The following is a 23,409-nucleotide window of genomic DNA, read 5'->3' as shown; positions in this document are numbered from 1 at the left end:
CGCGACGTGTTCACCGATCACGGAGCCTAGCCCACAGACCTTGTCAGTCTTGAATCAGGCCCAGGATGTCTGCGGCGCTCATGGGGGCTGCGGTGTCTGAACCGGAGCCCACCACGTCGTCGAACAGGGCGCGCTTGCGTTCCTGCAGCGCCACCACCTTCTCCTCGATGGTGCCCTCCGCGACGAGGCGGTAGACGTTGACGGGCTTGTCCTGCCCGATGCGGTGCGTCCGGTCGATGGCCTGCGCCTCCGCCGCGGGGTTCCACCACGGGTCCAGGATGAAGACGTAGTCCGCCTCCGTCAGCGTGAGGCCGAAGCCGCCGGCCTTCAGGCTGATCAGGAACAGCGAGGCCTCGCCGCCCCGGAAGGCGGAGATCCGCTCGGCCCTGTTGCGGGTGCTGCCGTCGAGGTACTCGTAGCTGATCTTCTCCGCGTCGAGCCTCTCGCGCACCAATCCCAGGAACCCGGTGAACTGCGAGAACACCAGTGCCCGGTGGCCTTCGGCGAGGGCCTCGTCGAGCAGGTCCAGCAGCGCGTCGATCTTCGCCGAGGCGGCCGGGTAGTCGCCGTCGACCAGGACGGGGGAGAGGCTCAGCTGGCGCAGCATGGTGAGCGAGCGCAGGATGGTGATCCGGTTGCGCTGCAGGTCTCCCACCAGGCCCAGGATCTTCTGTCGTTCGCGGGCCAGGTGCTTGTCGTAGATCCGACGGTGCGCCGGGGCGAGTTGCACGGGCACCAACTGCTCCTGCTTGTCCGGCAGTTCCTCCGCGACGGCGGCCTTGGTGCGGCGCAGGATCAGCGGGCGTGTCCGGCGGTGGAGGCGGGCCAGGGCGTCGCGGTTGCCGTTCTCGATGGGCTTGCGGTAGGCCGTGGTGAACGCCTTCGGGTCCGGGAACAGCCCGGGGGCGGCGATCGACAGCAGCGACCACAGGTCCATCAGGTTGTTCTCCAGCGGCGTGCCGGTGAGGGCCACCTTCAGGCGCGCGCGCAGCCGGCGGACCGCCTTGTATGCCTTCGACGTGTGGTTCTTCACGAACTGCGCCTCGTCGAGCAGCACGGCGGACCACTCCAGGTCCCGGTAGGCCTCCTCCTCGAGCCGCAGCAGCGTGTAGGAGGTCACGACGAGGTCTGCCCCCTCGATCGCCTCCGGCAGTTGGGTGCCGCGTCGGGCGTGTGTCTCCGTGATGGGCACTACGGTGAGGCCCGGGGCGAACCGCTCCGCCTCCGCCACCCAGGTGCCGATGACGGAGGTGGGCGCCACGACGAGTGCGGGATGCGTCAGATCGCCCCGCTCGTGCACCGCCTGCAGGAACGCGAGCGACTGGAGGGTCTTGCCCAGGCCCATCTCGTCGGCGAGGACGCCGCCCAGCCGCGTCTGCCACAGGAATGTGAGCCAGCGGAAACCGGTGTCCTGGTAGGGGCGCAGCTCCGCGTCGAGGCCCTTGGGGAGGTCCACCGGGGGGAGCGAATCGGGGTCGAGCAGGCCCTGCACCGACTGCCGCCACGCGGCGGACTGTTCGGCGACGACCCCGAGCGAGACCAGTTCCTCCCAGAGGCCGGCGTGTTCGGGCCGCAGGCGGATGGTGTCGCCGTCGTGCTCGATCAGCAGCCGCGCCTCGTCGAGGAGCTCGCGGAGCTGGACCAGCTCCGGCACGTCCAGCGAGAACCAGACGCCCGAATCGAGGACGAGGTGGTCGTCGCCGGACGTGAGGGCGGCCAGTAGTTCGGCCAGCGGCACGGGCTCGCCGCCGACGGTGACGTTGACGCCCAGGTCGAACCAGTCGCCGCGCTCCGATTCGGTGACGTTGAGCTCGATGTCCGGCTGGTCCTCGGCCTCGCGGTAGGCCCGGGCGCTGCCCGTGGACTCCACTTCGACGTCCGGGTGCGCCTGTAGGTCCGGGAGGGTGTCGCTGGCGAAGCCGATCAGTGGCCGTCCGGTGAGGGTGGTGGGTTCCGGGCGCCGATGGGAGAGCGGCTGCAACCAGGGGCTCGCCGCCAGGGGCAGCAGTTTCGCCTCGGCGGCGTAGTCGCGGGGGTGCGCCTCCGAAGCGCGGGCCTGCAGCGGCACGTCGACGACGGTGGTGCCGATGCGGTAGCGGAACCCCCACTCCAGGGTGGCCGCATCCGAGGAGAACTCGGCCCGGAGGAGCAGCTTCGGCGGTTCAGGCTCCGAGAGGTGCACGTCCTCGGCCACCTTCACCCGGAGCCGGCGGCGCAACTGCGGCAGGAAGCCGGCGGAGAACGCCGCCTCCTCCGCTTCCGGGACGGTGATGGACCCGTGCGCGAAGACCCGCTGCTCCGACTGGTCCAGTGGGCGCGACAGCGCGCCCAGGACCAACTCGCCCTCGCGTGGGAACGACACGCCGTGTGCCGGGCGACCCAACAGCGCCCGGCCGGTCACCTCGATGGTGTCCTCGCCGTCGTGCACGGCCGGGACCAGTCTCAGGCCGCCGTCGTCGCGGCGCAGCAGCAGCGTGGGCTCGAAGGGCTGGGCCGAGACCACCGGCGGGGCCATCGTGCGTCCCGAGGCCGCCGCGCCGGGGATGAACTCGATGCCGGCGGCGGAGGCGCGGCGCAGCGCTTCCCAGACGCCCGGGTTGAGGTCGTTGAACGCGAGCACCTGCGGCACCCAGTTGCCGCCACCCCTGGACAGGTCGCGGGATTCGAGGACGGCCCGGACGGCCTCGAGGTGGGACGGGTCCAGGTTCCCCGGGTCCCTGATGATCTCGGCCCAGCCGACACCGGAGCGGACCCAGTTGCCGCGGGCGCCCAACCGGGCGGGGGCGATGCCGAGCTCCGCGCCGTCCTCGCTGAAGACCAACGCCATCGGCGAGCCGTCCGCCACCGTGGGCTGATCCATCAGCGGCTGCAGCAGCGCCCGCCAGGACACCTGGGGGCGGGTGAGCGACGGGGTGCGCATGCTGAGGATGAGGGCCACCGCGTGTTTGCAGTTGGCGCGCATGGGGCAGCTGCACGTGGCGGTGAGCACGCCGCGGTTGAGCGCGACGCTCGTCTGGTACTGCCGGAAGTTGCTGCCGCGCACCTGTGCCGTGGCCAGCACACCGGCCGTCTGGATGTTGGAGACCCGCCCCAGGTTGGCATAGTGCGCCCCGCGCGCCACCGTCGGTGCGCCGAAGTGAAGAGTGAGGTCCGCGTCGGTCAGTCGAGGGACCCAGTCCGGGTAGGTCGTCGTCATTGCTCGGGCGAGTCTAGCCGCCCGAGCCGACAGTGCCGTATCGCACTAGACTCTCGGCATGCTCATGGCACGCGACTGGTTCGGAGACGGCGACATCTTCGTCGTCGACGTCCCGCTGGCCTGCTGCGCGCTCGAATCGCAGTCAGCGGCCGGTTCGCGCCCCGTCGTCGACGCCGCGTCCATCCCCGACGGGGCCAGGATCGTGGTCACTCTCTCCGGCACGCTCACCGCGCCGATGGTCCCGGCCATCCGGCACGCGCTCGACCAGGTGCCGGACGCCACGGTGGTCGCCTTCGGCGCCTGCGCCTGCGTGGGCGGGCCCTACTGGGATTCGTACGCCGTCGTGAAGGGCGGCGAGGAGCTGGTGCCCGTGGACCACTTCATCGCCGGTTGCCCACCGCCGCCGTCCGCGCTCGACGAGTACCTGGTGGGCCTGCGTGGCTGAGTACCAGATCCCGGTGGAGGAGTGGGCGAACGAGACGGCTGCCGCCCGCCGCGCCGGATTCAGCCTGCTGATCAACCTCACCGCCGTCGACGAGCTGGGCCGCTCCGACGAGATCCGCATCATCCTCACGCTCGAGAACCCGGTCACCCGCGACCGCGTGGACCTGGTGACGCGCACCCCGCGCGACGATGCGCACCTGCCGGACGTGGCGGCGGTCTTCCCGGGCGCCGCCTGGCTGCAGCGCCAGGTGCACGACTTCTTCGGCGTCACCTTCGACGGCGGGGACAACCGCCCCCTGATCCACCACGCCGGCGGCACCCCCCTGCGCAAGGACGTCCTTCTCGAGCCGCGCCAGGCCAGGCCCTGGCCGGGTGCCGTGGAGCCGGGGTCCTCCGAGCCCGGCCGCCGCAAGCTGCTGCCACCCGGGGTGGAGGGCGCCAGATGATCCACGGTTCCATCGACCTCATCGAGGAACGCTGCACGTCCTGCATGATCTGCGCCCGGGAGTGCCCCACGTGGTGCATCACGCTCACGTCGCACCAGGAGCAGACGGTGCCCGCGCCGGGCGCCCGCCCACGCACCCACAACGTGCTCGACACCTTCGCCATCGACTGGTCCCTGTGCATGTACTGCGGCGTGTGCATCGAGCAGTGCCCCACCGACGCGCTCGTATGGGGCGGCGCGCACGTGCCCTCGGCAGACCGCCTGGTGGACCTGCTGCACCACCGCGAGCAACTGGCCCCCGGTGCGACGCACGGGTGACATCGCCCGGGGCGCGTGGTCAGATCTGAGGCAGGCCGGCGCCACACGTGGGGTCTGGTTCGGTTTCCTCGGCAGCCTCGGCATCCTCATGGGCTCACTGAGCCCCGCGTACCTCCCGCAGGCCTCACCCATCTGGGACGTCCTGCGCGCCTGGCGCATCGACGGGCCAACCACCCGCTGGTTCGGCACCATCGCCACGCTGCTCGGCCTGACCCTCATGCTCGAGGCGTGGTTCAGGCTCCGGCCGGCGCGCCGTCGGGCCCTGGGGCAGCCACAACTGCGGCACTGGGCGGTGCTGGCGATCGTGTCGCTGCCGCTGCTGTTCGGCCCGCCGATCTTCTCGCACGACGCCTACTCCTACGCCGCCCACGGGTGGCTGATCCACAACCAGCTGAACCCCTATGCCGTCGGCCCCGGCATTCTGCCCGGCTACTACGCCGACCAGGTGGCGTGGGTGTGGCGCGGCACGACGGCTCCGTACGGCCCGCTGTCGCTGTGGATGAGCCACGGGCTCGTCAACCTGGCGGCGTTCGACCCGTACCTCTCGGCCGTCCTGATGCGGATCCCGGCGTTAGTGGGCGTGGTGCTGATCGGCCTGATGGTGCCGCGGATCGCCGAGCGGGTGGGTGTCGATCCGGCCATGGCCAGCTGGTTCGCCGTACTCAACCCGATCCTGGTCATCGACTTCATCGGCGGGGCGCACAACGACTCCCAGATGACGGGCCTGATGCTGCTGGGCATCTGGGTCACCCTGAAGTGGCGACACTGGTGGCTCGGCGCCCTCATCGTGGGCCTGGCCGCGGCCATCAAGCAGCCCGCGTTCCTCGTCTCGGTCGCGTTGCCGTTCCTGGTGCACCCCTGGGCGTCGTGGCGGTGGCGGTCGACGGTGTGGGCGGCCCTGAAGGCGACGGCGTCGCTCGCTCTGTCCGTGGCCGTCTTCGCGGCCATCTCGCTGGTGTCGGGGCTCGGCTTCGGCTGGGTCAACGCCATCAACGTGCCCGGCATGGTGGACACGGTGTCGCCGTTCACCGTCGCCGGTTTCATCGTGCAGTACCCGGTGACCTGGGCCGGCCTGGATCCCACCGGCCGCGCCGTCATCACGGTGTTCCGGGGCATCGGCGCCGTGGCGGCCGTGGCGGGCATCGGCTGGTTCGCGTGGCGGCACCTGGGCAAGCGGCCGCTGCACTTCATCAGCTATTCGTTCCTGTGGTTCGCCTTCAGCGCCCCGGCCATTCACTCCTGGTACCTGCTGTGGGGAGCTGTGCTGCTGCCGGTGACCCGCCCGTCGTCACGGGCGCTGCGCTGGGCGATCGTGGCCACCGTGATCCTGCTGGGGTTCAACGCGATGAACTTCGGCATCCGCAACGGGCTGTGGATGATGGTGCTGATCCTCTTCGGGGCGTCCTACTGGGCGGTGCACACCCACGAGCTGCGCCAACCCATCACAGAGAGTAGTCAGCCAGCACCGGAGAGTGGTCGCTGATCCGCTCCTCGTAGGTGGCCTCCCGGCCCACCCAGGCCCGGGTCGCCCGGGCGGCGAGGCCGGGGGAGGCCAGGTGGTAGTCGATGCGCCACCCCGCGTCGGTCGTCCAGGACTGGCCGCGCCACGACCACCAGCTGTAGGGGCCGTCGGTGTCCGGGTGCAGGCGGCGCACCACGTCGACGAGGCTGCGCGGGCTCAGCAGGGCGCCGAACCACTCGCGCTCCTCCGGGAGGAAGCCCTCGGACTTCTGGTTGGTGCGCCAGGATTTCAGGTCGTGGCGCGTGTGGGCGATGTTGAAGTCGCCCATCACGAGGAACTCGCGGCCCTGCGCGGCGGCCTCCCGGCGCGACGTGGTCAGCACCCGGGCCAGCCCACGCATGAAGCGCATCTTGCGCTGGTACTTCTCCTCGCCATCCTCCTCGTAGGGCCACGCGGACCCCTTGGGGAGGTACAGCGACGCCACCCGCAGCGGGGCGTCGGACAGGTCGACCTCGACGTAGCGGCCCTCGCCGGCGAACGAGGCCAGGTCACGGCTGATGATCCGCTCCGCGTCGACCTCCTCCGGCTCGCCGTCCGGGGCCACCGTGGTGGCCGACTCCGAGAGGGCCCGCACGTGGGCGGGCTTCTCCCGCGTGAGTATCGCCACGCCGTTGCGCCCGGCGAGTTGCCCCGCGTCGAGCGTCACGTGGTAGCCGGCGAACGCCTCCAGCGGGAGGTCGCCGACGCGGCAACGCACCTCCTGCAGGGCGATGACGTCGGCCCCGGCACCGTCCCAGTAGGTTCGGAAGCCGCGGCGGAGCGCCGCACGGATGCCGTTGACGTTGTGGGTACCGATGCGCATGGTGCCGAAGCTTAGCCTCAGCGGTAGTTGACGAACTGCACGGCGAAGTCGAAGTCCGCTTCCTTGATCAACTGCTGCACGGCCTGCAGGTCGTCGCGGCTCTTGGACGAGACGCGCAGCTCCTCGCCCTGGATCTGGGTCTTGACGCCGCGCGGTCCCTCGTCGCGGATGAGCTTGGAGACCTTCTTGGCGTCCTCCTGCTTGATGCCCTCGCGCGTGCTGGCGGTGATCTTCCAGAGCTTGCCGGAGACGCGGGGGTCGCCGGTCTCCAGGGCCTTGAGGCTGACGCCGCGCCGCAGCAGCTTGGTCTGGAACACGTCCAGGATGGCCTTGACCCGTTCCTCGGAGTTGGCCTCCATCTCGATGGCCTCGCCGGACCAGGCGATCTTCGCCTCGACGTTCTTGAAGTCGAAGCGCTGGCCAACCTCCTTGGCCGCCTGGTTGAGGGCGTTGTCCACCTCCTGGCGGTCCACCTTGCTGACGACGTCGAATGAGCTGTCCGCAGCCATGTCTCTCCTGGGTTCGGTCGGTGATCGGTCCTCACATTGTGCCAGCACGGACTCCCCCGGAGGCGCTTTGTACCTGCCGGATTCCTCCTGCTAGAGTTGTGCGTCGCCGGGTCAAACCGGTGAATGGCAAGTTGCCCGAGCGGCCAAAGGGAGCGGTCTGTAAAACCGTCGGCGTAGCCTACGTTGGTTCGAATCCAACACTTGCCACCAGGCCCCGAATCGGATTGATTCGGGGCCTTATTCGTGTTTTCGCACCTAGTGTGTGATGCGCAAGCCCCACTGAGAAAGGTGCCCACGATGGCCACTCCCCACATCGCCTGCGAACCCGGCGACATCGCCCCCCTGGTGATCATGCCCGGTGACCCGAAGCGCGCCGAGCGGATCGCCCGCGACCACATGGAGGGGGTCCGGCTGGTCTCCGACGTGCGCGGCATCGGGGCCTGGACCGGGACGTTCGACGGCGTGCCCGTCACCGCCATGGCCTCCGGCATGGGCGTGCCCTCGCTCTCGATCTACGCCAACGAGCTGTACTCGCAGTTCGGGGTGGAGCGCATCTGCCGGGTGGGCACCTGCGGCGGCATCTCGTCGAAGGTGAAGGTGAAGGACGTCATCGTGGCGGTCTCCGCCCACACCAATTCGAGCGTGGCCACCATCGACGTGCCCGGCGTGAGCCTGTCGCTGGCCGCCAGCTACGACATGCTGCGCGGTGCCGTGGACCAGGCTCGGGGCGCCGGTCGGACGGTGCACGTCGGATCGGTCTACACCAGCGACTTCTTCTACTCCTCGCGGATGGACATCATCCCCGCGCTCGACAAGCTGGGGACCCTCGGCGTCGAGATGGAGGCGGCCGGTCTGTACGCCTGCGCCGCCGCGCACGGCAAGGAGGCGCTCGCAGTGCTCACCGTGTCGGACCATCTCAAGGACGGCTCGGGCGACCTCACGGCCGAAGAACGCGAGACCATGTTCACGGACTCGCTGCAGGCCGCCGTCGCGGCGCTGCGCGCCTGAGTCAGGCCTTCGACGCTGCGACGGCCTCCTCGAACTCCTCGACCACCTCGGGCGCCGGGGGAGCCGTCAGCAGCGACACCACCACCGCCACCAGCAGGTTCGCCAGGAAGCCGGGCACGATCTCGTAGAGCGTGCTGCTGAGGGCCTCGGTCCGGCCCCAGACGAAGGCGACGACGGCACCGGTCACCATGCCCCACAGCGCTCCCTGTGAGGTGAGGCGCTTCCAGAACAGGCTCAGGATGATCGTCGGTCCGAAGCTGGCCCCGAACCCGGCCCAGGCGAACGCGACGAGCAACAACACCGCCGGGTTGTCGTCGTTGATGGCCAGCAGGAGCGCGATGACGGAGACGGCCAGCACGCCGAGGCGGCCCGCGACGACCTCCTGACGCTTGGTCATCGTCCGCTTCGTGACCAGCTTGTAGAGGTCCTCGATGACGGCCGAGGAGCACACCACGAGCTGCGACGACAGCGTGGACATGATGGCGGCCAACACGGCAGCCAGGACGAGGCCGGCCAGGAACGGGTGGAACACCTCGGAGGACAGGACGAGGAAGACCTGCTCGGGGTCCTTGGAGACGAACTCGTTGGGGCGCTGGTTGAAGTAGGCGATGCCGACCAGCGCGGTGGCGCAGGCGCCCACGAGGCCGAGCGCCATCCAGGTGACACCGATGCGGCGGGCGACCTTGGTCTCCCGGGCGGAGCGAATGGCCATGAAGCGCACGATGATGTGGGGCTGGCCGAAGTAGCCCAGGCCCCACGCGGCCGCGGAGAGGCCACCGATCAGCGTGCCGCCCGCGCTGAGGCTGAGGCGCGGCACCCCGTCCTGCGCCTCGACCGCTCGGATGCCCGCCATCACCTCGTCGGGCCCGCCCACCGCGATGAGGCCGATGACCGGCACCACCAGGAGCGCCACGAACATCAGGATGCCCTGGACGACGTCGGTGTACGTGGCGCCCAGGAAGCCGCCGAACAGGGTGTAGGTGATGACCACGCCGGAGACGATCAGCATGCCCAGCAGATAGGGCTGGCCGAAGGTGGACTCCACGAACTTGCCGCCGGCCACCATGCCGGAGGAGACGTAGAAGGTGAAGAACACCAGGATGATCAGGCTGGCGGCGACGCGCATGACGGGGGAGTCGTGGCGGAAGCGGTGCTGGAAGAACGACGGGATGGTGATCGAGTTGCGGGCGATCTCCGTGTAGCTGCGCAGGCGCGGCGCGACGAGCAGCCAGTTCAACCACGCGCCGACCGTGAGGCCGATGGCGATCCACGCCTGGAACAGACCGGCGGCGTACAGGGCACCGGGCAGGCCCATCATCAGCCAGCCGGACATGTCCGAGGCGCCGGCCGAAAGGGCCGCCACCGCGGGGGACAGCCGTCGGCCACCCAGCATGTAGTCGTCCAGGTCCTCCACCTGCTTGGTGGCCCGGTACCCGATGTAGAGCATGCCGGCCATGTACAGGGCCATCGCTGTCAGTTGCCAGATCATGGCCCGAAGCCTAAATGGCGGGGGTCCCGCAGATCGACCGAAAACCCCGATCGGACGGGTCTCAGGAAGGAGAACCCCCGATTTGTGCTCTCCGAATTGGGTGATGTACTGTTGGTCGTCGGCTGGCCCCTATAGCTCAGTAGGCAGAGCGTCTCCATGGTAAGGAGAAGGTCTGCGGTTCGATTCCGCATGGGGGCTCTGTTCTTTCCCTGCTCCACCAGGGAAAGAACTCCTGACGGGGTAGCTCAGTCGGTAGAGCAAGCGGCTCATAATCGCTGTGTCGCGGGTTCGATTCCCGCCCTCGTCACCACATTGTCAGCAGAGAACACGCGCTACGCGCCGCAAGCTAAGGAAGATCATGGCTAAGAAGTCCGGGGATGTCCGCCCGATCATCACGCTCGCCTGCACCGAATGCAAGGAGCGCAACTACGTGACGAAGAAGAACCGTCGTAACACGCCGGATCGTCTCGAACTCAAGAAGTTCTGCCCGCGCTGCCGCACGCACCAGGCGCACCGCGAAACCCGCTGAACCCCCACCGCTCACCACAACGGCCGCTCCCGTCCAGGGGGCGGCCGTTGTCGTCGGTGGGCGGTAACCTTACGCGCATGCCGATTTCCGCCGAACACGTGGGCCGCCGTTACCCGGCCGCTCCGCCGTACGTGGTCAGCCGCGCCAAGATCGCCGAATTCGCTTCAGCCGTGCGCGATGACAACCCCGCCTATTCGGGCGAAGACCCCATCGCCCCACCCACCTTCGCCGCGGTCATCGCAGCCCAGGCCTGGGGCTCTTTGTTCGCCGACGAGGAACTCGGCCTGGCGCTCAACCGCACCATGCACACGGACCAGAACTTCGCCTTCCACCGCCCGCTGCGCCCCGGTGACGCCGTGGCGGCCGAACTGAGCATCGAGAAGGTGCGCAACCGGGGCAACCTGGAGATGATCACCGTGCTGGTGGACCTCACCGTCGACGGTGAAGCGGTCTGCGAGGCGCGCTCCACCCTGATGCACACGCGCCCCCGGGAGGACAGCGATGAGTGAGGTCACCGTCGGCACCGAGCTGCCCGAACTCAGGGTCGGGGTCACCCGCTCCACCGTGGTGCGCTACTCCGGTGCCTCCACGGATTTCAACGAGATCCACTTCTCCGACCGTCATGCGCAGGCCATCGGCCTGCCGGGTGTCGTCGCCCACGGCATGTGGACCATGGGCGCCGGCCTGAAGATCGTCACGGACTGGGTGGGGGACCCGGCCAGAGTCCTCAGCTACTTCGTCCGCTTCACCCGCCCCGTCGTCGTCCCGGACACCGACGAGGGCACCGAGGTGGTCTACGCGGCCAAGGTCACAGAGGTGGCAGACGGAGTGGCGAAGCTCGCCATCACCGCCACCTGTGGCGACGACGCGGTGCTGGGCGCCGCGCGCGCCGAGGTGCGACTTGACTGAGCCGGGGGGAGAGGCCGCGTCCTGCAGCCTGGACCGCGTCGCGATCGACACCGACGCCCCGCCCATCCCGGATTCCCCGCTGCTGGCCCGCCACACGACGCTGCGCGTGGGTGGCCCTGCCGAACGGTTCGTCGTGGCCCGCGCCGAGCGCGACCTGATCGACGTCGTCACAGACTGCGACCGCCGCGATGAGCCGGTCCTGGTCCTCGGCGGCGGCTCCAACCTGCTCATCAGCGACGCCGGCTTCCCCGGCACCGTCGTGCGGGTGGGCACCACCGGCATCACCGCCGACGTCTCAGACTGCGGGGGAGCGGCGGTCCGCGTCGCGGCGGGCGAGAACTGGGACACCTTCGTGGCCCACGCCGTCGCCAACGAATGGAGCGGCATCGAGATGCTGTCCGGCATCCCCGGCAGCGTGGGCGCCACGCCCATCCAGAACGTCGGCGCCTACGGCTCCGACGTCGCGGAGACCATCACCTCTGTGCGCACCTGGGACAGGAAGGAACGCACGCAGCGCACCTTCCCCCTCACGGACTGCGGCTTCGGCTACCGCACCTCCCGCTTCAAGCGTGAGCCCGGCCGCTACCTTGTCCTGGAGGTGGGGTTCCAGTTCCGGTTGGGCTCGCTCGGGGCACCGATCCGCTACGCCGAGCTCGCGGGCCGCCTCGACACCGCGCCGGGCGGTCGCGTCGACGCCACCCGCGTCCGCGAGACCGTACTGGCGATCCGCCGCTCCAAGGGCATGGTGCTCGACGAGGCGGATCACGATTCCTGGAGCGCGGGCTCCTTCTTCACCAACCCCATCCTCGGCGCGGACGAAGCGGCGGCGCTGCCTCCTGAGGCCCCGCGGTTCCCGGACGCGGACGGCCGGGTCAAGACCAGCGCTGCGTGGCTGATCCAGCACGCCGGCTTCGCGAAGGGCCATGGCGACGGCCAGGCCAGGCTCTCAGGCAAACACGTGCTGGCGCTGACGAACCGTGGCTCGGCCACCGCCGCAGACCTGGTGGCGCTCGCCGCCGAGGTCCGCGACGGCGTGGCAGAGCGTTTCGGGATCCGTCTGGTGCCGGAGGTCAACCTCGTGGGAACGGCGTTGCCCGACCTCAAGTGATGCTTGAGATATTTCCGGCCGACGTGCCCCTGCCATTAGCCTCCTCCCCGGAGGGTGATTGCAGATGAAACGATGGCTCAGGCTCGCGGCGGTGGCAGTAGTGCTCGCCGTCGTGGCCGTCCCGATGCTCCAGCGGCAGCAGGAAGCGGCGGGCAGTACGGCCAGCGACTTCATCGCGAAGCTGGTCAAGGACGCCCAGCAGACCGAACGGGAATTCGGTATCCCCGCGTCGGTGACCATCGGCATGGCCGCCTTGGAGTCGGGTTGGGGCGAGTCGAAAATGGCTGGGCAGCTGACCGTAGACGGGGTGGTCTACAACGTGAACACCCTGTTCAACATCAAGTGCACCTCGACGCCTTCGCCGTACCAGACGGGTTGCGTCCCGGTCCGTACCGCCGAGTACACCCGCTCCGACGGCACCAAGTACTACATCGTGGCGGATTTCCGCACCTACGCGAGCTGGCTCGACTCGACGCGGGACTACGCCCGCCTGCTGAGCACCGCCACGCGTTACGCCGCGGCCTTCCAGTACGTCGACTACCCGGATCAGTTCGTCACCGAGGTGTGGAAGGGCGGTTACGCGACGGACCCGAAGTACCCCGAAAAGGTCATCAGCATCATGCGCTCGCACAACCTGTACCAGTACAACCTGCGTGGCCAGGGCCCCGGCTACCCGGAGGGCATGGACCCCGACGGCCCCACGCCGCCGGTCACCACGGTTGACCCGTACACGATGTTCCCCCAACTTCTCGTCGGCAGCCGCGGCGACGCAGTGCGCTCGCTGCAGCGGCTGCTCAACACGCTCGAGGCCGGCATCGGCGTCGACGGCATCTACGGCTCGCAGACGACGGCCGCCGTCAGCGCGTTCCAGCGGGCCCAGAAGCTCACCGTGACCGGCAAGATGGACGACGCCACGTGGCAGGCGCTGCTGCCCGAGCTCGCATCCGGGGCGAAGGGGGAGGGCGTCCGCGTCCTCCAAACCCAGCTGCAGCTCAAGGACGGCAGTGTCGCCGTCACGGGCACCTTCGACGCCGCCACGGACAAGGCGCTGCGTTCCTTCCAGCAGCGGCACCGCATCGAGGGCAGCGGCCACTCGAGCTACGCCACGTGGGCCCGCCTCCTCGGCTGAGAGCCCCGCGTCACGCCGCGATCAGGGCGGCGGCCGCGACATAGCCGGCCGCGAACGCGTGCGCGGCCAACTGCAGTGCCTCGCGCCCTGGGAGGAACGCCCCGTGGTGGAGGCCGACGCCGTCCACGTGGCCGGTGCCGATGAAGCACATGACGGAGGCGGCCTCGCGGCCGTACTCCGCGAAGTCGTCCGAGCCGCAGGATCTGAACGGCGTCTCCGCGACCGTCAGCCCCAGGCCGCGCAGCAGCGGATCGATGCGTTTCACCAGCCCGGGGTCGTTGAGCAGCGCCGGGCCGCCCCGCACGAAGCGCGTCGTCGCCTGCCCGCCGCGCGATTCCGCGACCGCCGACGCCAGCCGTGCCAAGGCCTCGTGCAGCAGCGCGCGGTCCGCCTCCGAATAGGTGCGGATGGAGCCCTGGCAGCTGGCCTGGTCCGCGATGACGTTGTGTGCGGTGCCGCCCGCGATCTGGCCCACCGAGATCACGGTGGGGTGCGTGGGATTGATGATGCGTCCGGGCAGGCTCTGGAGTTCGCCGATGATGGTGGCCAACGCGCTGATGGGGTCCACGGCGACATGGGGGTACGCGCCGTGCCCCGGGCGGCCCCGCACCACGATCTCGAAGGAGTCGTAGGCGGCGTTGACGGCGCCGGCCCCCGTGGAGACGACGCCCCGGTCCACCTGCGGCTGAAGATGCACACCGATCATCGCCTCGATCTCCTGCTCGTCCAGCAGGCCGGAGCGCACGACGTCCCCGGCGCCGGGCGGGGTCACCTCTTCGCGCGGCTGAAGCACGGGCACGAGGCCGACAGGCAGGTCGAGGCTGCGGGCGGCGGTCGTCACTGCCCAGAGCGCCGCCATGTGCACGTCGTGGCCGCAGGCGTGCGCCACGCCGGGGCGCCGCGATTCCCACTCCACGCCGGTGGCCTCCATGACCGGGAGGGCATCCAACTCGGCGCGCAGCCCGACGGCGGGGCCAGCCGGGCCCAGCCGGGCCCAGGCTCCTGTCCCAGCGACCGGCGTCCAGTCGAGCCAGCCCATGGACCGAACCAGCCGGTCACGGGTGGGTCCCTCCTCGCCGCTGATGTAGGGCTCGGCGTGGATGGCGCGCCTGAGGGCGGCCGCGTCGGGCAGTATGCCGTCGACGGCGGCAGTCAGCTCCTCGAGCAGGCTCATAGCTGCCTAGGCTACCGAAGAAGACAATGTGCTGGGAGTGCCAGCGAACCCGTGCGGGCGCCGGGCGCGGTCAGCCCGTGACGTCGGACGCGGGGCGGCCTGAGGCCACGGCGCGGGCCATCAGTTCGATGGTGGGGGCGGCGTGGGAGAAGAAGCCGTAGTAGCCCTCGCACAGATAGTTCTGGCCGGGCTCGCCGTCGGCCGAGGTGGCGAAGCGGTCCTTGGGGCACCCACCGTGGCAGGCCCAGCGCACCGGGCACCGGCGACACTGTTCAGTCAGCGAGGTCCTCTTCGACCGCCCGAATTCGCGCTGCTCCGGGAGCTGTAGGTACTCCTGGAACCCGCCGTCGGCGACGTTGCCCAGTTTGTAGCCCGGCTCGACGTAGTGGTCGCAGCTGTAGACGTCACCGTTGTGTTCGACGGCCAAGGCGGTGCCGCACTCGGGGGAGTGGACGCACAGCGAGTACTGACCGAAGCGGGCGGCGAGCATCACGTCGAAGTGCTGCACGAAGACCCTGCCGACGTCGGCCTTGAGCCACTCGTCGAAGACCTCGCTCAGGAACCGGCCCCACTGGCCGGGGCCGACCGAGCGGTCCGTGACGTCGTCGCCCTGCTGGAGGTACAGCAACCTCTTGCCGTCAGGGGCCTCGTAGCCGGCCCGCTCGACGATGGGGATGAACTGCAGGAAGGTCGCGCCCAGCACGTCGCGGAAGTAGCGGTAGACCTCGGCCCCGTGGTCGCCGTTGGCAGAGTTCACCGTGCACAGGATGTTGGTCTCGACGCCGTGCTTGCGGAGGAACTCCCATCCGCGGATGACCTGGGCGTGGGTGCCGCGGCCGGCCTTGTTGACGCGGTGCGCGTCGTGGAGGTGCTGCGGGCCGTCGACGGACAGGCCTACCAGGAAGTTCTCCGCGGCCAGGAAACTGCACCATTCGTCGTCCAGCAGCGTGCCGTTGGTCTGGATGGACTGCTGCACCCGCTGGCCCGGGCGCTGGTAGCGCCGGGTGAGCTCGACGGCCGTCCGGTAGAAGTCGAGGCCCCGCAGAGTGGGTTCGCCGCCCTGCCAGGCCAACGTGACCTCGCCGTCAGGCTGGCCCCCCAGGAATTCCCGGATGAAGGTGTCCAGTTGCTCCGGCGACATCCACTGCCGTTTGTCCTCGTCGTACAGCAGGTCCTTGGACAGGAAGAAGCAGTACGTGCAGTCGAGGTTGCAGGCAGCCCCCGTCGGTTTGCTGACGACGGAGAACGGGATCGGGATCACCCGGCCACCCTACAAGGGGGAGCATGTCAACGGGCGCCGAGACCGTTGCCCGCAACCGGGTAGTGTGGCCCGGTGCTTCCTGCTGAGTCCCCCCGCCGATATGCGCTGGCAGCGGCACACCCCAAGCGCGCAGACGTGCTGCGCTTCCTCCCGTACATCCGCCCGTTCGCGCCGCAGTTCATCACCTCCTTCGCCCTGGCCCCGCTCCAGGTGCTGGCCAGCGTCGCCATCCCGTTGCTGCTCGGCGCCGTCGTCGACGGGCCCATCCGCCGCGGCGACGTCGTCGGGGTGCTCTGGTACTCGTTGGCGCTGCTGGGAGTGGGGGCCTTCGAGGCGTTCATGAGCTTCGTGCGCCGGTGGATCATGTCGCGCGCCACCTCGCACATCGAGGCCAACATCCGCCTCGACCTCTTCGACCAGTTGCAGCGCCTCCCACTGGGCTTCCACAAGGCGTGGGAATCCGGCCAGCTGCTCAGCCGCATCATGAGCGACCTCGGCCTGTTGCGCCGCTTCATGTCGTTCGGCCTGGTGATGCTGGCGATGAGCTCGCTGCACATCGTCGTGGTGGTCGGGATCATGGTCGTCACGCTCTGGCAGGTGGGCGTGGCGGTGCTGATCTCGGTCATCCCCGTCGTCATCGCCGTGTTCGCGCTCATGGGCCGCTTCGGCCGCATCTCGCGGCGGGTGCAGGACCAGACGGGCGACGTGGCCTCGGCAGCCGAGGAGTCGCTGCACGGGGTGCGCGTCATCCGCTCGTTCGGCCGCACCCGTCATTCGTTCGAGGCCTTCGACAAGCGCGCCGCCGCGCTCGCCGAGAGCGGTGTGCGGCGCATGAACCTGGCCTCCGTGCTCTGGACGCTGCTGGAGATCTTCCCCTCGGTCCTGTTGCTGATCGTCCTGTTCGGCGTGAGCTACGGGGTGTCAGAGGGCGGGCTCAGCCTCGGCGCGGCCGTCACGTTCGTGACGCTGCTGCTGTCCCTGGCGTGGCCGGTGGGCAGCCTCGGCTTCCTGCTCTCCTTCGCCCGTGAGGCGGCGACGGCGGCCAACCGCGTCGCGGAGGTGTTCGACGCGCCGGTCACGATCGTCAGCGGCGACAAGACCATCGCGGAGCCGCGCGGGCACCTGCAGTTGCGCGGTGTGACCTTCCAGTTCCCAGACGCCGAGGAACCCACCCTGCGTGACCTGGACCTGGACATCGCGCCGGGGGAGACCGTGGCGCTGGTGGGCGGCACCGGCTCCGGCAAGTCCACCCTCGTCTCGCTGATCCCGCGCCTCGTCGACGTCACCGGCGGCCAGATCCTGCTCGACGGCGTGGACCTGCGCGACCTGGACCTGCGGCAGTTGCGCAGCCTCATCGGCACCGCCTTCGAGGACCCCATCCTGTTCTCCATGTCTGCCCGCGAGAACCTCACGCTCGGCCGTCCCGACGCCACTGAGGAGGAGATCGCCGAAGCCGTGCGCGTGGCCCGCGCGGAGTTCGTCCACGACCTTCCCTGGGGCCTCGACACGCGTCTGGGCGAGCAGGGACTCAGCCTCTCCGGGGGCCAGCGACAACGGCTGGCGCTGGCCCGTGCCATCCTCGTCCAGCCCCGCGTGCTCGTGCTCGACGACACCCTCAGCGCCCTCGACATCCACACCGAGGCAGAGGTGGAGGAGGCCCTCAGGTCCACCCTGGTCGGGGTCACCGGGGTCGTCGTGGCGCACCGCGCGTCCACCGTCCTCCTGGCGGACCGGGTGGCGATGCTGGTCGAGGGGCGCATCGCCCACACCGGCACGCACAGCGAACTGCTGGCCACCGTGCCGGAGTACCGCGAACTGCTCTCGGCCGATTACGCCATCTCGATGGAAGGCGACAACGGTGAGCACTGAGCCGCAGCACCCCGATGACCCGAACGTCGCGTGGCGGGGGGTCAAGCAGGAGATCGACGAGGAACGTGACTCGTCCGCAGGCCTGCGCGCCCCGTCGCGCCGGCTGCTCGCCACCCTCGTGCGCCCATGGCGCACCTGGCTGCTGCTCCTCGTCGGTGTCGTGGTCGTCGAGGCGGCCGCCCGTCTGGTCGTGCCGGTGCTCGTGCGGGATGTGCTCGACGACGGGCTCACCGACGACAGCGTGCTGCTCCCCACGCTGGGCCTGATGGCCGTCGCCATCGTCGTCCAGGTGGCAGCGCGCGTCACCTTCCTGCGCAGCTCCGGCCGGATCGGCAACGCCATCCTGCTGGACCTGCGCCGCCGCCTCTACAAGAAGTTCCAGCGGCTCAGCATCCGCTTCCACGACCGCTACACCTCCGGACGCGCCGTGTCGCGCATGACCAGCGACGTCGAGGCCGTGCAGGAACTCGTGCTGCAGGGCCTCGACGTAGTGATCATCGCCGCGCTGACCATCCTCGGTTCCAGCGTCATCATGCTGAGCCTCGACTGGCGCCTGGCCCTCGTCGCCTTCCTCAGCTACCCGCCGCTCCTGCTCCTCATGCGGTGGTTCGCCGGCGCCTCCACCCGCGCGTTCCGTGCCGTGCGCACGCATTCGGCCATCGTCATCGTGCAGTTCATCGAGACCATGACCGGCATCAAGGCCGTCCAGGCGTTCCGCCGCGAGCCCCGCGCCGGCGAGATCTTCGAGGACGTCGCGCTGACCTACCGCGACTCCAATGTGCGCGCCATGCGCATCTTCGCCCGCGCCATGCCCGGGATCCAGTTCATCGGCAACCTCGGCATCGTGCTCGTGGTGCTCGCCGGCGGCTACCTCGCGGTGGGGGGAAGCGTCTCCATCGGCACCATGGCCGCCTTCGTGCTGTACCTGCGCATGTTCTTCGACCCCATGCAGGACCTCAGCCAGTTCATCTCCACCCTGCAGTCGGCGCTCACCGCGCTGGAGAAGATCTCCAGCGTGATGGACGAGGCCGACGACGTGGCAGACCCCGAGCACCCGGTTGCGCTGCCGGACGTCAGGGGAGCGGTCAGCCTCCACGGCGTGGACTTCTCCTACGTGGAGGACGCCCCGGTGCTGCCGGGCCTCGGCCTGGACATCCCGGCCGGGCAGACCGTCGCCCTCGTGGGCACCACCGGCGCGGGCAAGACCACCATCGCCAAGCTCATCGCCAGGTTCTACGACCCGCAGGCGGGGGCCGTGCGGCTCGACGGCGTCGACGTGCGTGACCTCGACGACGCCACCCTGCGCCGGCACGTCACGCTGCTCACCCAGGAGAACTTCATCTTCGCCGGCACCATCGCCGACAACATCGCCTTCGGCCGCCCTGGAGCCACGCGCGACGAGGTGGTCGCGGCGGCCCGCGCCGTCGGTGCCCACACGTTCATCGAGGCCATGCCGGACGGGTTCGACACCGACACCGGCAAGCGGGGCTCGCGGTTGTCCGCCGGCCAGCGCCAGCTTGTCGCCTTCGCCCGCGTCGTCCTGGCAGACCCGCGGGTGCTGATCCTCGACGAGGCCACCAGCTCGCTGGACATCCCCACCGAACGCCTCGTCCAGGCGGCGCTGTCGACGATCCTCGCCGACCGGACCGCCATCATCATCGCCCACCGGCTCTCGACGGTGGAGATCGCCGACAGGGTGCTGGTCCTTAGCCACGGCCGCATCGTCGAGGACGGCACGCCGGTGGAACTGATCGCTGGCGGGGGCCGCTACGCCGACCTGCACGCCGCCTGGTTGGCCTCGCTGGCTTAGCCGCCGGGTCGCCGATGTGGGGGTTTGGGGCTGCGCGCGCTACTGTGGACACAGCGCCCGGATGTTCTGCTCCGGGTAAACTCTGATCTTTTTCTTTGATGCCATCGCGCTGCGGATGAGATTTCCGCGCCGGGCAGAACCGCTGCATCGCCCTATCGGGAGAAACCCCTTTGACTTCTCAGTCCTTCGGCGCGCTTGGCGTGCCCGCACAGCTTGCTGCCGTCCTCGAGGATCGCGGCATCACCGTCCCCACCCCCATCCAGGCCGCCACGCTGCCTGACTCGCTCCTGGGCCGCGACGTCCTCGGCCGCGGCCGCACCGGCTCCGGCAAGACGTACGCGTTCCTGCTCCCCATGGTCGCCCGGCTGATGGCGAGCGGCACCCGCCGCACGCCCAAGCGCCCCCGCGCCCTCATCCTGGCGCCCACCCGCGAACTGGCCAACCAGATCGACGAGGCCCTCGCCCCGCTGGCAGCCGTCGCCGGGCTCACCTCGCGCACGGTCTTCGGCGGCGTGAAGGAGCGGCCCCAGGTCGTCGCGCTGACGAAGGGCGTCGACGTGGTCGTCGCCTGCCCCGGCCGCCTCGAGAGCCTCATCGAGATGGGCCACGTGAACCTCGGCTCCATCGAGGTCACCATCCTCGACGAGGCCGATCACATGGCAGACCTCGGCTTCCTGCCGTCGGTGCGCCGGCTGCTGTCGGCCACCCCGTCGAACGGCCAGCGCATGCTGTTCTCCGCAACCCTCGACAAGGCCGTGGACACGCTCGTCAAGCAGTTCCTGCACCAGCCCAAGACCCACGAGGCCGATTCCGCAGATTCGCCCGTCCCGACGCTGCACCACCACGTGCTGCACGTCAGCGACCAGCAGCACCTCCCCGTCCTGGTGAACCTCACCGCCGCGCCCGGCCGCACGGTGGTGTTCACCCGCACCAAGCGCCGCGCGACGAAGCTCGCACGCCAGCTCAACGCCGCGGGCGTGCCCTCCGTCGAGTTGCAGGGAAACATGAGCCAGAACGACCGCGAGCGTTCCATGCACGCGTTCCAGTCCGGGACCGCCCAGACCCTGGTCGCCACGGACGTCGCCGCCCGCGGCATCCACGTCGACGACGTGGGCCTGGTCATCCACGCCGACCCGCCGGTCGAGCACAAGGCCTACACCCACCGCTCGGGCCGCACCGCCCGCGCCGGCGCCGAGGGCACCGTCGTGACCCTCATGCTCGACGCGCAGCGCGGCGACGTGCGTGACCTCACCCGCAAGGCAGGGGTCAAGCCCACCGTCACCCGCGCCGACGAGCGGCACCCCGTGCTGCTCGAAATCGCCCCCGGGGAGCGGAAGTTCCCCGGCGGCATCATCAAGGCCAAGCCGCAGCAGCAACAGCAGCAGCGCGGCGGCGGCAACGGCGGCGGGCGGCGCCGTGCCGCGAGCGGCGACAGGCAGCCGTCCGGTCAGCGTTCCCGCAGCGGGGAACAGCCTCGTTCGCAGCGCGAGCGCAGCGGGGAACAGCCCCGTGCGCAGCGCCAGCGCAGCGGGGATCAGCCGCGCTCGCAGCGTGACGGCGGTGGCCGTCGCACCGAGGGCCAGCCGCGCGTGGGCGGGGCCGCAGCCTTCTCCGCCGGCGGTGGCGGGCGTCGTCGCAGCCGCTGACCCGGCCCGCCCCGCCGGGAAGTACCAGAGGCTCTGACCCAGAGTCTGATGTCGCCCACGGGCGTGGGCACGTATGTTGGCCTCATGCCAGCAGCCCACGCCCGTCCCGACAGTGTCGCGTGGGGACTCCTCGCAGACCGGATCGCGCTCGTCGTCGCAGTGGTCCTCGGGGCGCCCACCTTCCTCCTGTACGCGCTCGCCAGCCCCTCCCCGGACCGGGCCATCGGAGCGCTGTTCATGGTCGCCGTGCTCGTCATCGCCCGTCGCCAGCCTGGCGCCTCGCTCGGCATCTTCTGGGCGGGCAGCCTCTTCCTGCTGATGGTCGGCAGCGAGCCCCTGCCGCTGTTGGTCCAGGTCGTCGCCGGCGCCTGGTTGGCCTACACCGCCACGCGGTTCGGGTCCCGCGCCACCGTCATCGTCTCCGGTGTCTCGTTGGCGCTCGGGGCGCTGATCGCGGGCACCCTCCTCGGGCAGCAGTTCTTCTGGGGTCAGCAGTACTTCGGGCTGGGCGGCACCGCGTTCGCCTTCGGGTTGGTGGCGTCCTTCCTCGGTGCGCCGTGGCTGCTGGGCCTGCGGCAGCGCTCCACGGCACAGGTCCGCGCGCAACAGACCCGGGCCGAGGACGCCGAGTGGCAGCGCACCCGGGCCATCGAGGCGCAACAGCACGCCGTCCTGGAAGAGCAGCGCCTCACCAGGGTCGCCGCGGCCGAGGCCGCCAACGCCAGGCTCGCACGCGACGTCCACGACGTCGTCGGCCACTCCCTGGCCGTGATCCTGATGCAGGCCGAATCCGCGCAGTACCTGACCAACACCCAGGACCTGCACGAATCCATGAACAACATCGCCGTGTGCGCCCGCCGCTCCCTGGGGGAGATCCGGGAGGTGCTGCACGCGGCCCGCGGCGACCACCCGTCGGTGCCCGCCCCGCCCGGAGGGCTCGGCGCGCTACTGGACAGCGTGCGGGCCTCGGGCGTCGACCTCGAGGTCACCCAACTGGGGCAGAGCCGGGCGTTGCCACCCGACGCTGAGACAGTCGCCTACCGGGTGCTGCAGGAGATGCTCACCAACGCCATCAAGCACGGCGAACACGGCAGGCCCATCGCCGTCGCGTTGACCTGGGCGGACCGGCTCACCATGGAGGTGCGCAACCTCGACGGCGGGCACACCCTCTCCAGGGCGCTCCACGGCGGGGGGATCGCCGGGATGAGCGCGCGGCTCGGCGCCGTGGGCGGTAGTTTCGAACTCAACCGGCACCAGGGCGCCGACGGTGAGGTCATCACCGCCACCGCCTGGCTGCCACTGCGAACCAACTAGGAGGACCGCGTGCCCATCCGCGTCATGCTGGTCGACGACCAGGAACTGTTCCGCTCGGCCATCCGGGTCATCGTCAACGCCCAGGACGACCTCGAGGTGGTGGGGGAGGCCACCGATGGTGAGGAGGCCGTGGCGCTGGCGGCCCAGCTCGACCCCGACGTGATCCTGATGGACATCCGCATGCCCGGGGTCGACGGCGTGGAGGCCACCCGCCGCATCCTGGGCAACGCTGTCGCCTCCGGCTCCGGCGTCAAGGTGCTGGTGCTCACCACGTTCAACCTCGACGACCGCGCGGCCACCGCCATCAGGTACGGCGCCAGCGGGTTCCTGCTCAAGGACATCACCCCGCAGATGCTCACGGACTCCATCCGTACGGTGCACAGCGGCAACGGCGTCATCGCGCCGGAGGACCTCGCCGCGCTGCTCGACTCCTCCTTCCAGGAGAAGCCGGCCCCGCCGGTCGGCTTCACACAACTGTCCGAGAAGGAACACGAGGTCTTCGCCCTGGTGGCGCAGGGGCTCAGCAACGTGGAGATCGGGCAGACCATCTTCGCCTCCGAGTCCACGATCAAGTCGCACGTCGGCGCCATCCTGCGCAAGATGGGGCTGCGTGACCGGGTGCAGGTGGTCGTCTCGGCGTATCAGCACGGACTAGTCGATCACTGAGACTGCCCGGGTCCTGGTTGGTTCGACTCAGGCCCGGAAAACCCCTATAGTGGACGAGCACCGGTTCAATTTGCCAAGGTCGGAGCGTGTCCACACAACACGGTCCATCCGGTAATCCAACCGCCAAAGGGTAGTAGCTCAATTGGCAGAGCAGCGGTCTCCAAAACCGCAGGTTGGGGGTTCGAGTCCCTCCTGCCCTGCTAGATGGTCAGCAATGGCTGTCTCGCCCCGCCTACGGCTTCCGAGCCGGAGGCATTTTGT

General features: G+C 69.8%; 21 protein-coding genes and 4 tRNA genes. 19 read left to right on the top strand and 6 right to left on the bottom strand.

Annotated features, from left to right (window positions below; genetic code table 11):
* Positions 1 to 43: 43 nt before the first annotated feature.
* Positions 44 to 3,196: a DEAD/DEAH box helicase gene (locus tag ACZK4S_RS01425; RefSeq protein WP_463643128.1), complete on the bottom strand. Its 3,153-nt coding sequence runs from the start codon at positions 3,194 to 3,196 to the stop codon at positions 44 to 46.
* 58 nt (positions 3,197 to 3,254) lie between these two features.
* On the opposite strand from ACZK4S_RS01425, the gene ACZK4S_RS01420 reads away from it, so the two are divergent.
* From ACZK4S_RS01420 to mptB, 4 genes are read left to right on the top strand one after another with little or no spacing between them, the layout of a single operon-like run.
* Positions 3,255 to 3,641, top strand: coding sequence for an NADH-quinone oxidoreductase subunit B (locus ACZK4S_RS01420; RefSeq protein WP_143570924.1), 387 nt, complete (start codon positions 3,255 to 3,257; stop codon positions 3,639 to 3,641).
* Positions 3,634 to 4,086, top strand: coding sequence for an NADH-quinone oxidoreductase subunit C (locus ACZK4S_RS01415; RefSeq protein WP_463643127.1), 453 nt, complete (start codon positions 3,634 to 3,636; stop codon positions 4,084 to 4,086). Before ACZK4S_RS01420 ends, ACZK4S_RS01415 begins: the two co-directional genes overlap by 8 nt.
* On the top strand, positions 4,083 to 4,403 hold the full coding sequence (locus ACZK4S_RS01410; protein ID WP_076060790.1) for a 4Fe-4S binding protein: 321 nt from the start codon (positions 4,083 to 4,085) through the stop codon (positions 4,401 to 4,403). The genes ACZK4S_RS01415 and ACZK4S_RS01410 overlap by 4 nt, the downstream gene beginning before the upstream one ends.
* Positions 4,387 to 5,886, top strand: a complete 1,500-nt coding sequence (mptB, locus tag ACZK4S_RS01405) for a polyprenol phosphomannose-dependent alpha 1,6 mannosyltransferase MptB (protein WP_463643126.1) — start codon at positions 4,387 to 4,389, stop codon at positions 5,884 to 5,886. Before ACZK4S_RS01410 ends, mptB begins: the two co-directional genes overlap by 17 nt.
* On the opposite strand, the gene ACZK4S_RS01400 is transcribed toward mptB, so the two are convergent.
* Together ACZK4S_RS01400 and ACZK4S_RS01395 are read right to left on the bottom strand one after the other, a co-directional pair.
* Positions 5,846 to 6,727 (bottom strand): exodeoxyribonuclease III, encoded by an 882-nt coding sequence (locus ACZK4S_RS01400; protein WP_076060785.1) that lies wholly within the window; start codon positions 6,725 to 6,727, stop codon positions 5,846 to 5,848. The two genes, mptB and ACZK4S_RS01400, sit on opposite strands and share 41 nt — an antisense overlap.
* Positions 6,728 to 6,744: 17 nt before the next feature.
* A complete protein-coding gene (locus ACZK4S_RS01395; protein WP_076060782.1) occupies positions 6,745 to 7,236 on the bottom strand; it encodes a YajQ family cyclic di-GMP-binding protein in 492 nt (163 codons plus the stop codon).
* Positions 7,237 to 7,361: 125 nt separating this feature from the next.
* Between ACZK4S_RS01395 and ACZK4S_RS01390 the strand changes: the two genes are divergently transcribed.
* Together ACZK4S_RS01390 and deoD are read left to right on the top strand one after the other, a co-directional pair.
* A tRNA-Tyr gene (locus ACZK4S_RS01390) sits at positions 7,362 to 7,446 on the top strand.
* A gap of 87 nt (positions 7,447 to 7,533) precedes the next feature.
* Entirely contained in the window at positions 7,534 to 8,244 is a 711-nt protein-coding gene (deoD, locus tag ACZK4S_RS01385) for a purine-nucleoside phosphorylase (protein ID WP_076060780.1), read from the top strand.
* 1 nt (position 8,245) lies between these two features.
* Here deoD and putP read toward each other — a convergent pair whose 3' ends face one another.
* Positions 8,246 to 9,733 carry a sodium/proline symporter PutP gene (gene putP / locus ACZK4S_RS01380; RefSeq protein ID WP_463643125.1) on the bottom strand — a complete coding sequence of 496 codons (1,488 nt, stop codon included), beginning with the start codon at positions 9,731 to 9,733 and terminating at the stop codon, positions 8,246 to 8,248.
* A gap of 125 nt (positions 9,734 to 9,858) precedes the next feature.
* On the opposite strand from putP, the gene ACZK4S_RS01375 reads away from it, so the two are divergent.
* The 7 genes from ACZK4S_RS01375 to ACZK4S_RS01345 all read left to right on the top strand — a co-directional run bounded on the left by ACZK4S_RS01375 (position 9,859) and on the right by ACZK4S_RS01345 (position 13,408).
* Positions 9,859 to 9,931: transfer RNA gene (locus ACZK4S_RS01375), tRNA-Thr, on the top strand.
* 36 nt (positions 9,932 to 9,967) lie between these two features.
* Positions 9,968 to 10,043: transfer RNA gene (locus ACZK4S_RS01370), tRNA-Met, on the top strand.
* A gap of 48 nt (positions 10,044 to 10,091) precedes the next feature.
* Positions 10,092 to 10,262 (top strand): 50S ribosomal protein L33, encoded by a 171-nt coding sequence (gene rpmG / locus ACZK4S_RS01365; RefSeq protein ID WP_076060775.1) that lies wholly within the window; start codon positions 10,092 to 10,094, stop codon positions 10,260 to 10,262.
* A 77-nt stretch (positions 10,263 to 10,339) separates the two neighbouring features.
* Positions 10,340 to 10,771 (top strand): FAS1-like dehydratase domain-containing protein, encoded by a 432-nt coding sequence (locus tag ACZK4S_RS01360; RefSeq protein WP_076060773.1) that lies wholly within the window; start codon positions 10,340 to 10,342, stop codon positions 10,769 to 10,771.
* On the top strand, positions 10,764 to 11,171 hold the full coding sequence (locus ACZK4S_RS01355) for a MaoC/PaaZ C-terminal domain-containing protein (RefSeq protein ID WP_076060770.1): 408 nt from the start codon (positions 10,764 to 10,766) through the stop codon (positions 11,169 to 11,171). Before ACZK4S_RS01360 ends, ACZK4S_RS01355 begins: the two co-directional genes overlap by 8 nt.
* A gap of 28 nt (positions 11,172 to 11,199) precedes the next feature.
* Positions 11,200 to 12,279 carry a UDP-N-acetylmuramate dehydrogenase gene (locus ACZK4S_RS01350; RefSeq protein ID WP_076061017.1) on the top strand — a complete coding sequence of 360 codons (1,080 nt, stop codon included), beginning with the start codon at positions 11,200 to 11,202 and terminating at the stop codon, positions 12,277 to 12,279.
* 64 nt (positions 12,280 to 12,343) lie between these two features.
* Entirely contained in the window at positions 12,344 to 13,408 is a 1,065-nt protein-coding gene (locus ACZK4S_RS01345) for a glucosaminidase domain-containing protein (protein WP_463643124.1), read from the top strand.
* A 10-nt stretch (positions 13,409 to 13,418) separates the two neighbouring features.
* Here ACZK4S_RS01345 and ACZK4S_RS01340 read toward each other — a convergent pair whose 3' ends face one another.
* Together ACZK4S_RS01340 and ACZK4S_RS01335 are read right to left on the bottom strand one after the other, a co-directional pair.
* The gene (locus tag ACZK4S_RS01340) at positions 13,419 to 14,582 is read right to left on the bottom strand and encodes a M20 metallopeptidase family protein (RefSeq protein ID WP_463643123.1); all 1,164 of its coding nucleotides are present in this window, start codon (positions 14,580 to 14,582) and stop codon (positions 13,419 to 13,421) included.
* Between the two features lie 70 nt (positions 14,583 to 14,652).
* A complete protein-coding gene (locus ACZK4S_RS01335) occupies positions 14,653 to 15,843 on the bottom strand; it encodes an anaerobic sulfatase maturase (RefSeq protein ID WP_463643122.1) in 1,191 nt (396 codons plus the stop codon).
* A gap of 72 nt (positions 15,844 to 15,915) precedes the next feature.
* Here ACZK4S_RS01335 and ACZK4S_RS01330 point away from each other — a divergent pair, with 72 nt between their 5' ends.
* From ACZK4S_RS01330 to ACZK4S_RS01305, 6 genes are all read left to right on the top strand, one after another.
* Positions 15,916 to 17,712, top strand: a complete 1,797-nt coding sequence (locus ACZK4S_RS01330) for an ABC transporter ATP-binding protein (RefSeq protein ID WP_233120747.1) — start codon at positions 15,916 to 15,918, stop codon at positions 17,710 to 17,712.
* Positions 17,702 to 19,522 (top strand): ABC transporter ATP-binding protein, encoded by a 1,821-nt coding sequence (locus ACZK4S_RS01325; RefSeq protein ID WP_463643121.1) that lies wholly within the window; start codon positions 17,702 to 17,704, stop codon positions 19,520 to 19,522. Before ACZK4S_RS01330 ends, ACZK4S_RS01325 begins: the two co-directional genes overlap by 11 nt.
* A gap of 170 nt (positions 19,523 to 19,692) precedes the next feature.
* Positions 19,693 to 21,168 carry a DEAD/DEAH box helicase gene (locus tag ACZK4S_RS01320; protein WP_463643120.1) on the top strand — a complete coding sequence of 492 codons (1,476 nt, stop codon included), beginning with the start codon at positions 19,693 to 19,695 and terminating at the stop codon, positions 21,166 to 21,168.
* 84 nt (positions 21,169 to 21,252) lie between these two features.
* Positions 21,253 to 22,482 (top strand): sensor histidine kinase, encoded by a 1,230-nt coding sequence (locus ACZK4S_RS01315; protein ID WP_463643119.1) that lies wholly within the window; start codon positions 21,253 to 21,255, stop codon positions 22,480 to 22,482.
* A 9-nt stretch (positions 22,483 to 22,491) separates the two neighbouring features.
* A complete protein-coding gene (locus ACZK4S_RS01310) occupies positions 22,492 to 23,148 on the top strand; it encodes a response regulator (protein WP_076060753.1) in 657 nt (218 codons plus the stop codon).
* A gap of 127 nt (positions 23,149 to 23,275) precedes the next feature.
* Positions 23,276 to 23,348 (top strand) — tRNA-Trp (locus ACZK4S_RS01305).
* The last annotated feature ends 61 nt before the right edge of the window (positions 23,349 to 23,409 follow it).

The sequence above is a fragment of the Tessaracoccus zhenghani genome (assembly GCF_055326325.1).
Note: the sequence above shows the minus strand (reverse complement) of the source record. Positions and strands in the feature narration are given on the sequence as shown.

Excerpts from the sequence above, each read along its gene's own strand:
- ACZK4S_RS01410 (WP_076060790.1), top strand. The coding sequence starts at position 4,083 with ATGATCCACGGTTCCATCGACCTCATCGAGGAACGCTGCACGTCCTGC.
- ACZK4S_RS01420 (WP_143570924.1), top strand. The coding sequence starts at position 3,255 with ATGCTCATGGCACGCGACTGGTTCGGAGACGGCGACATCTTCGTCGTC.
- ACZK4S_RS01345 (WP_463643124.1), top strand. The coding sequence starts at position 12,344 with ATGAAACGATGGCTCAGGCTCGCGGCGGTGGCAGTAGTGCTCGCCGTC.
- ACZK4S_RS01315 (WP_463643119.1), top strand. The coding sequence starts at position 21,253 with ATGCCAGCAGCCCACGCCCGTCCCGACAGTGTCGCGTGGGGACTCCTC.
- ACZK4S_RS01340 (WP_463643123.1), bottom strand. The coding sequence starts at position 14,582 with ATGAGCCTGCTCGAGGAGCTGACTGCCGCCGTCGACGGCATACTGCCC.
- ACZK4S_RS01360 (WP_076060773.1), top strand. The coding sequence starts at position 10,340 with ATGCCGATTTCCGCCGAACACGTGGGCCGCCGTTACCCGGCCGCTCCG.
- deoD (WP_076060780.1), top strand. The coding sequence starts at position 7,534 with ATGGCCACTCCCCACATCGCCTGCGAACCCGGCGACATCGCCCCCCTG.
- ACZK4S_RS01425 (WP_463643128.1), bottom strand. The coding sequence starts at position 3,196 with ATGACGACGACCTACCCGGACTGGGTCCCTCGACTGACCGACGCGGAC.
- ACZK4S_RS01400 (WP_076060785.1), bottom strand. The coding sequence starts at position 6,727 with ATGCGCATCGGTACCCACAACGTCAACGGCATCCGTGCGGCGCTCCGC.
- rpmG (WP_076060775.1), top strand. The coding sequence starts at position 10,092 with ATGGCTAAGAAGTCCGGGGATGTCCGCCCGATCATCACGCTCGCCTGC.
- ACZK4S_RS01395 (WP_076060782.1), bottom strand. The coding sequence starts at position 7,236 with ATGGCTGCGGACAGCTCATTCGACGTCGTCAGCAAGGTGGACCGCCAG.
- ACZK4S_RS01355 (WP_076060770.1), top strand. The coding sequence starts at position 10,764 with ATGAGTGAGGTCACCGTCGGCACCGAGCTGCCCGAACTCAGGGTCGGG.
- putP (WP_463643125.1), bottom strand. The coding sequence starts at position 9,733 with ATGATCTGGCAACTGACAGCGATGGCCCTGTACATGGCCGGCATGCTC.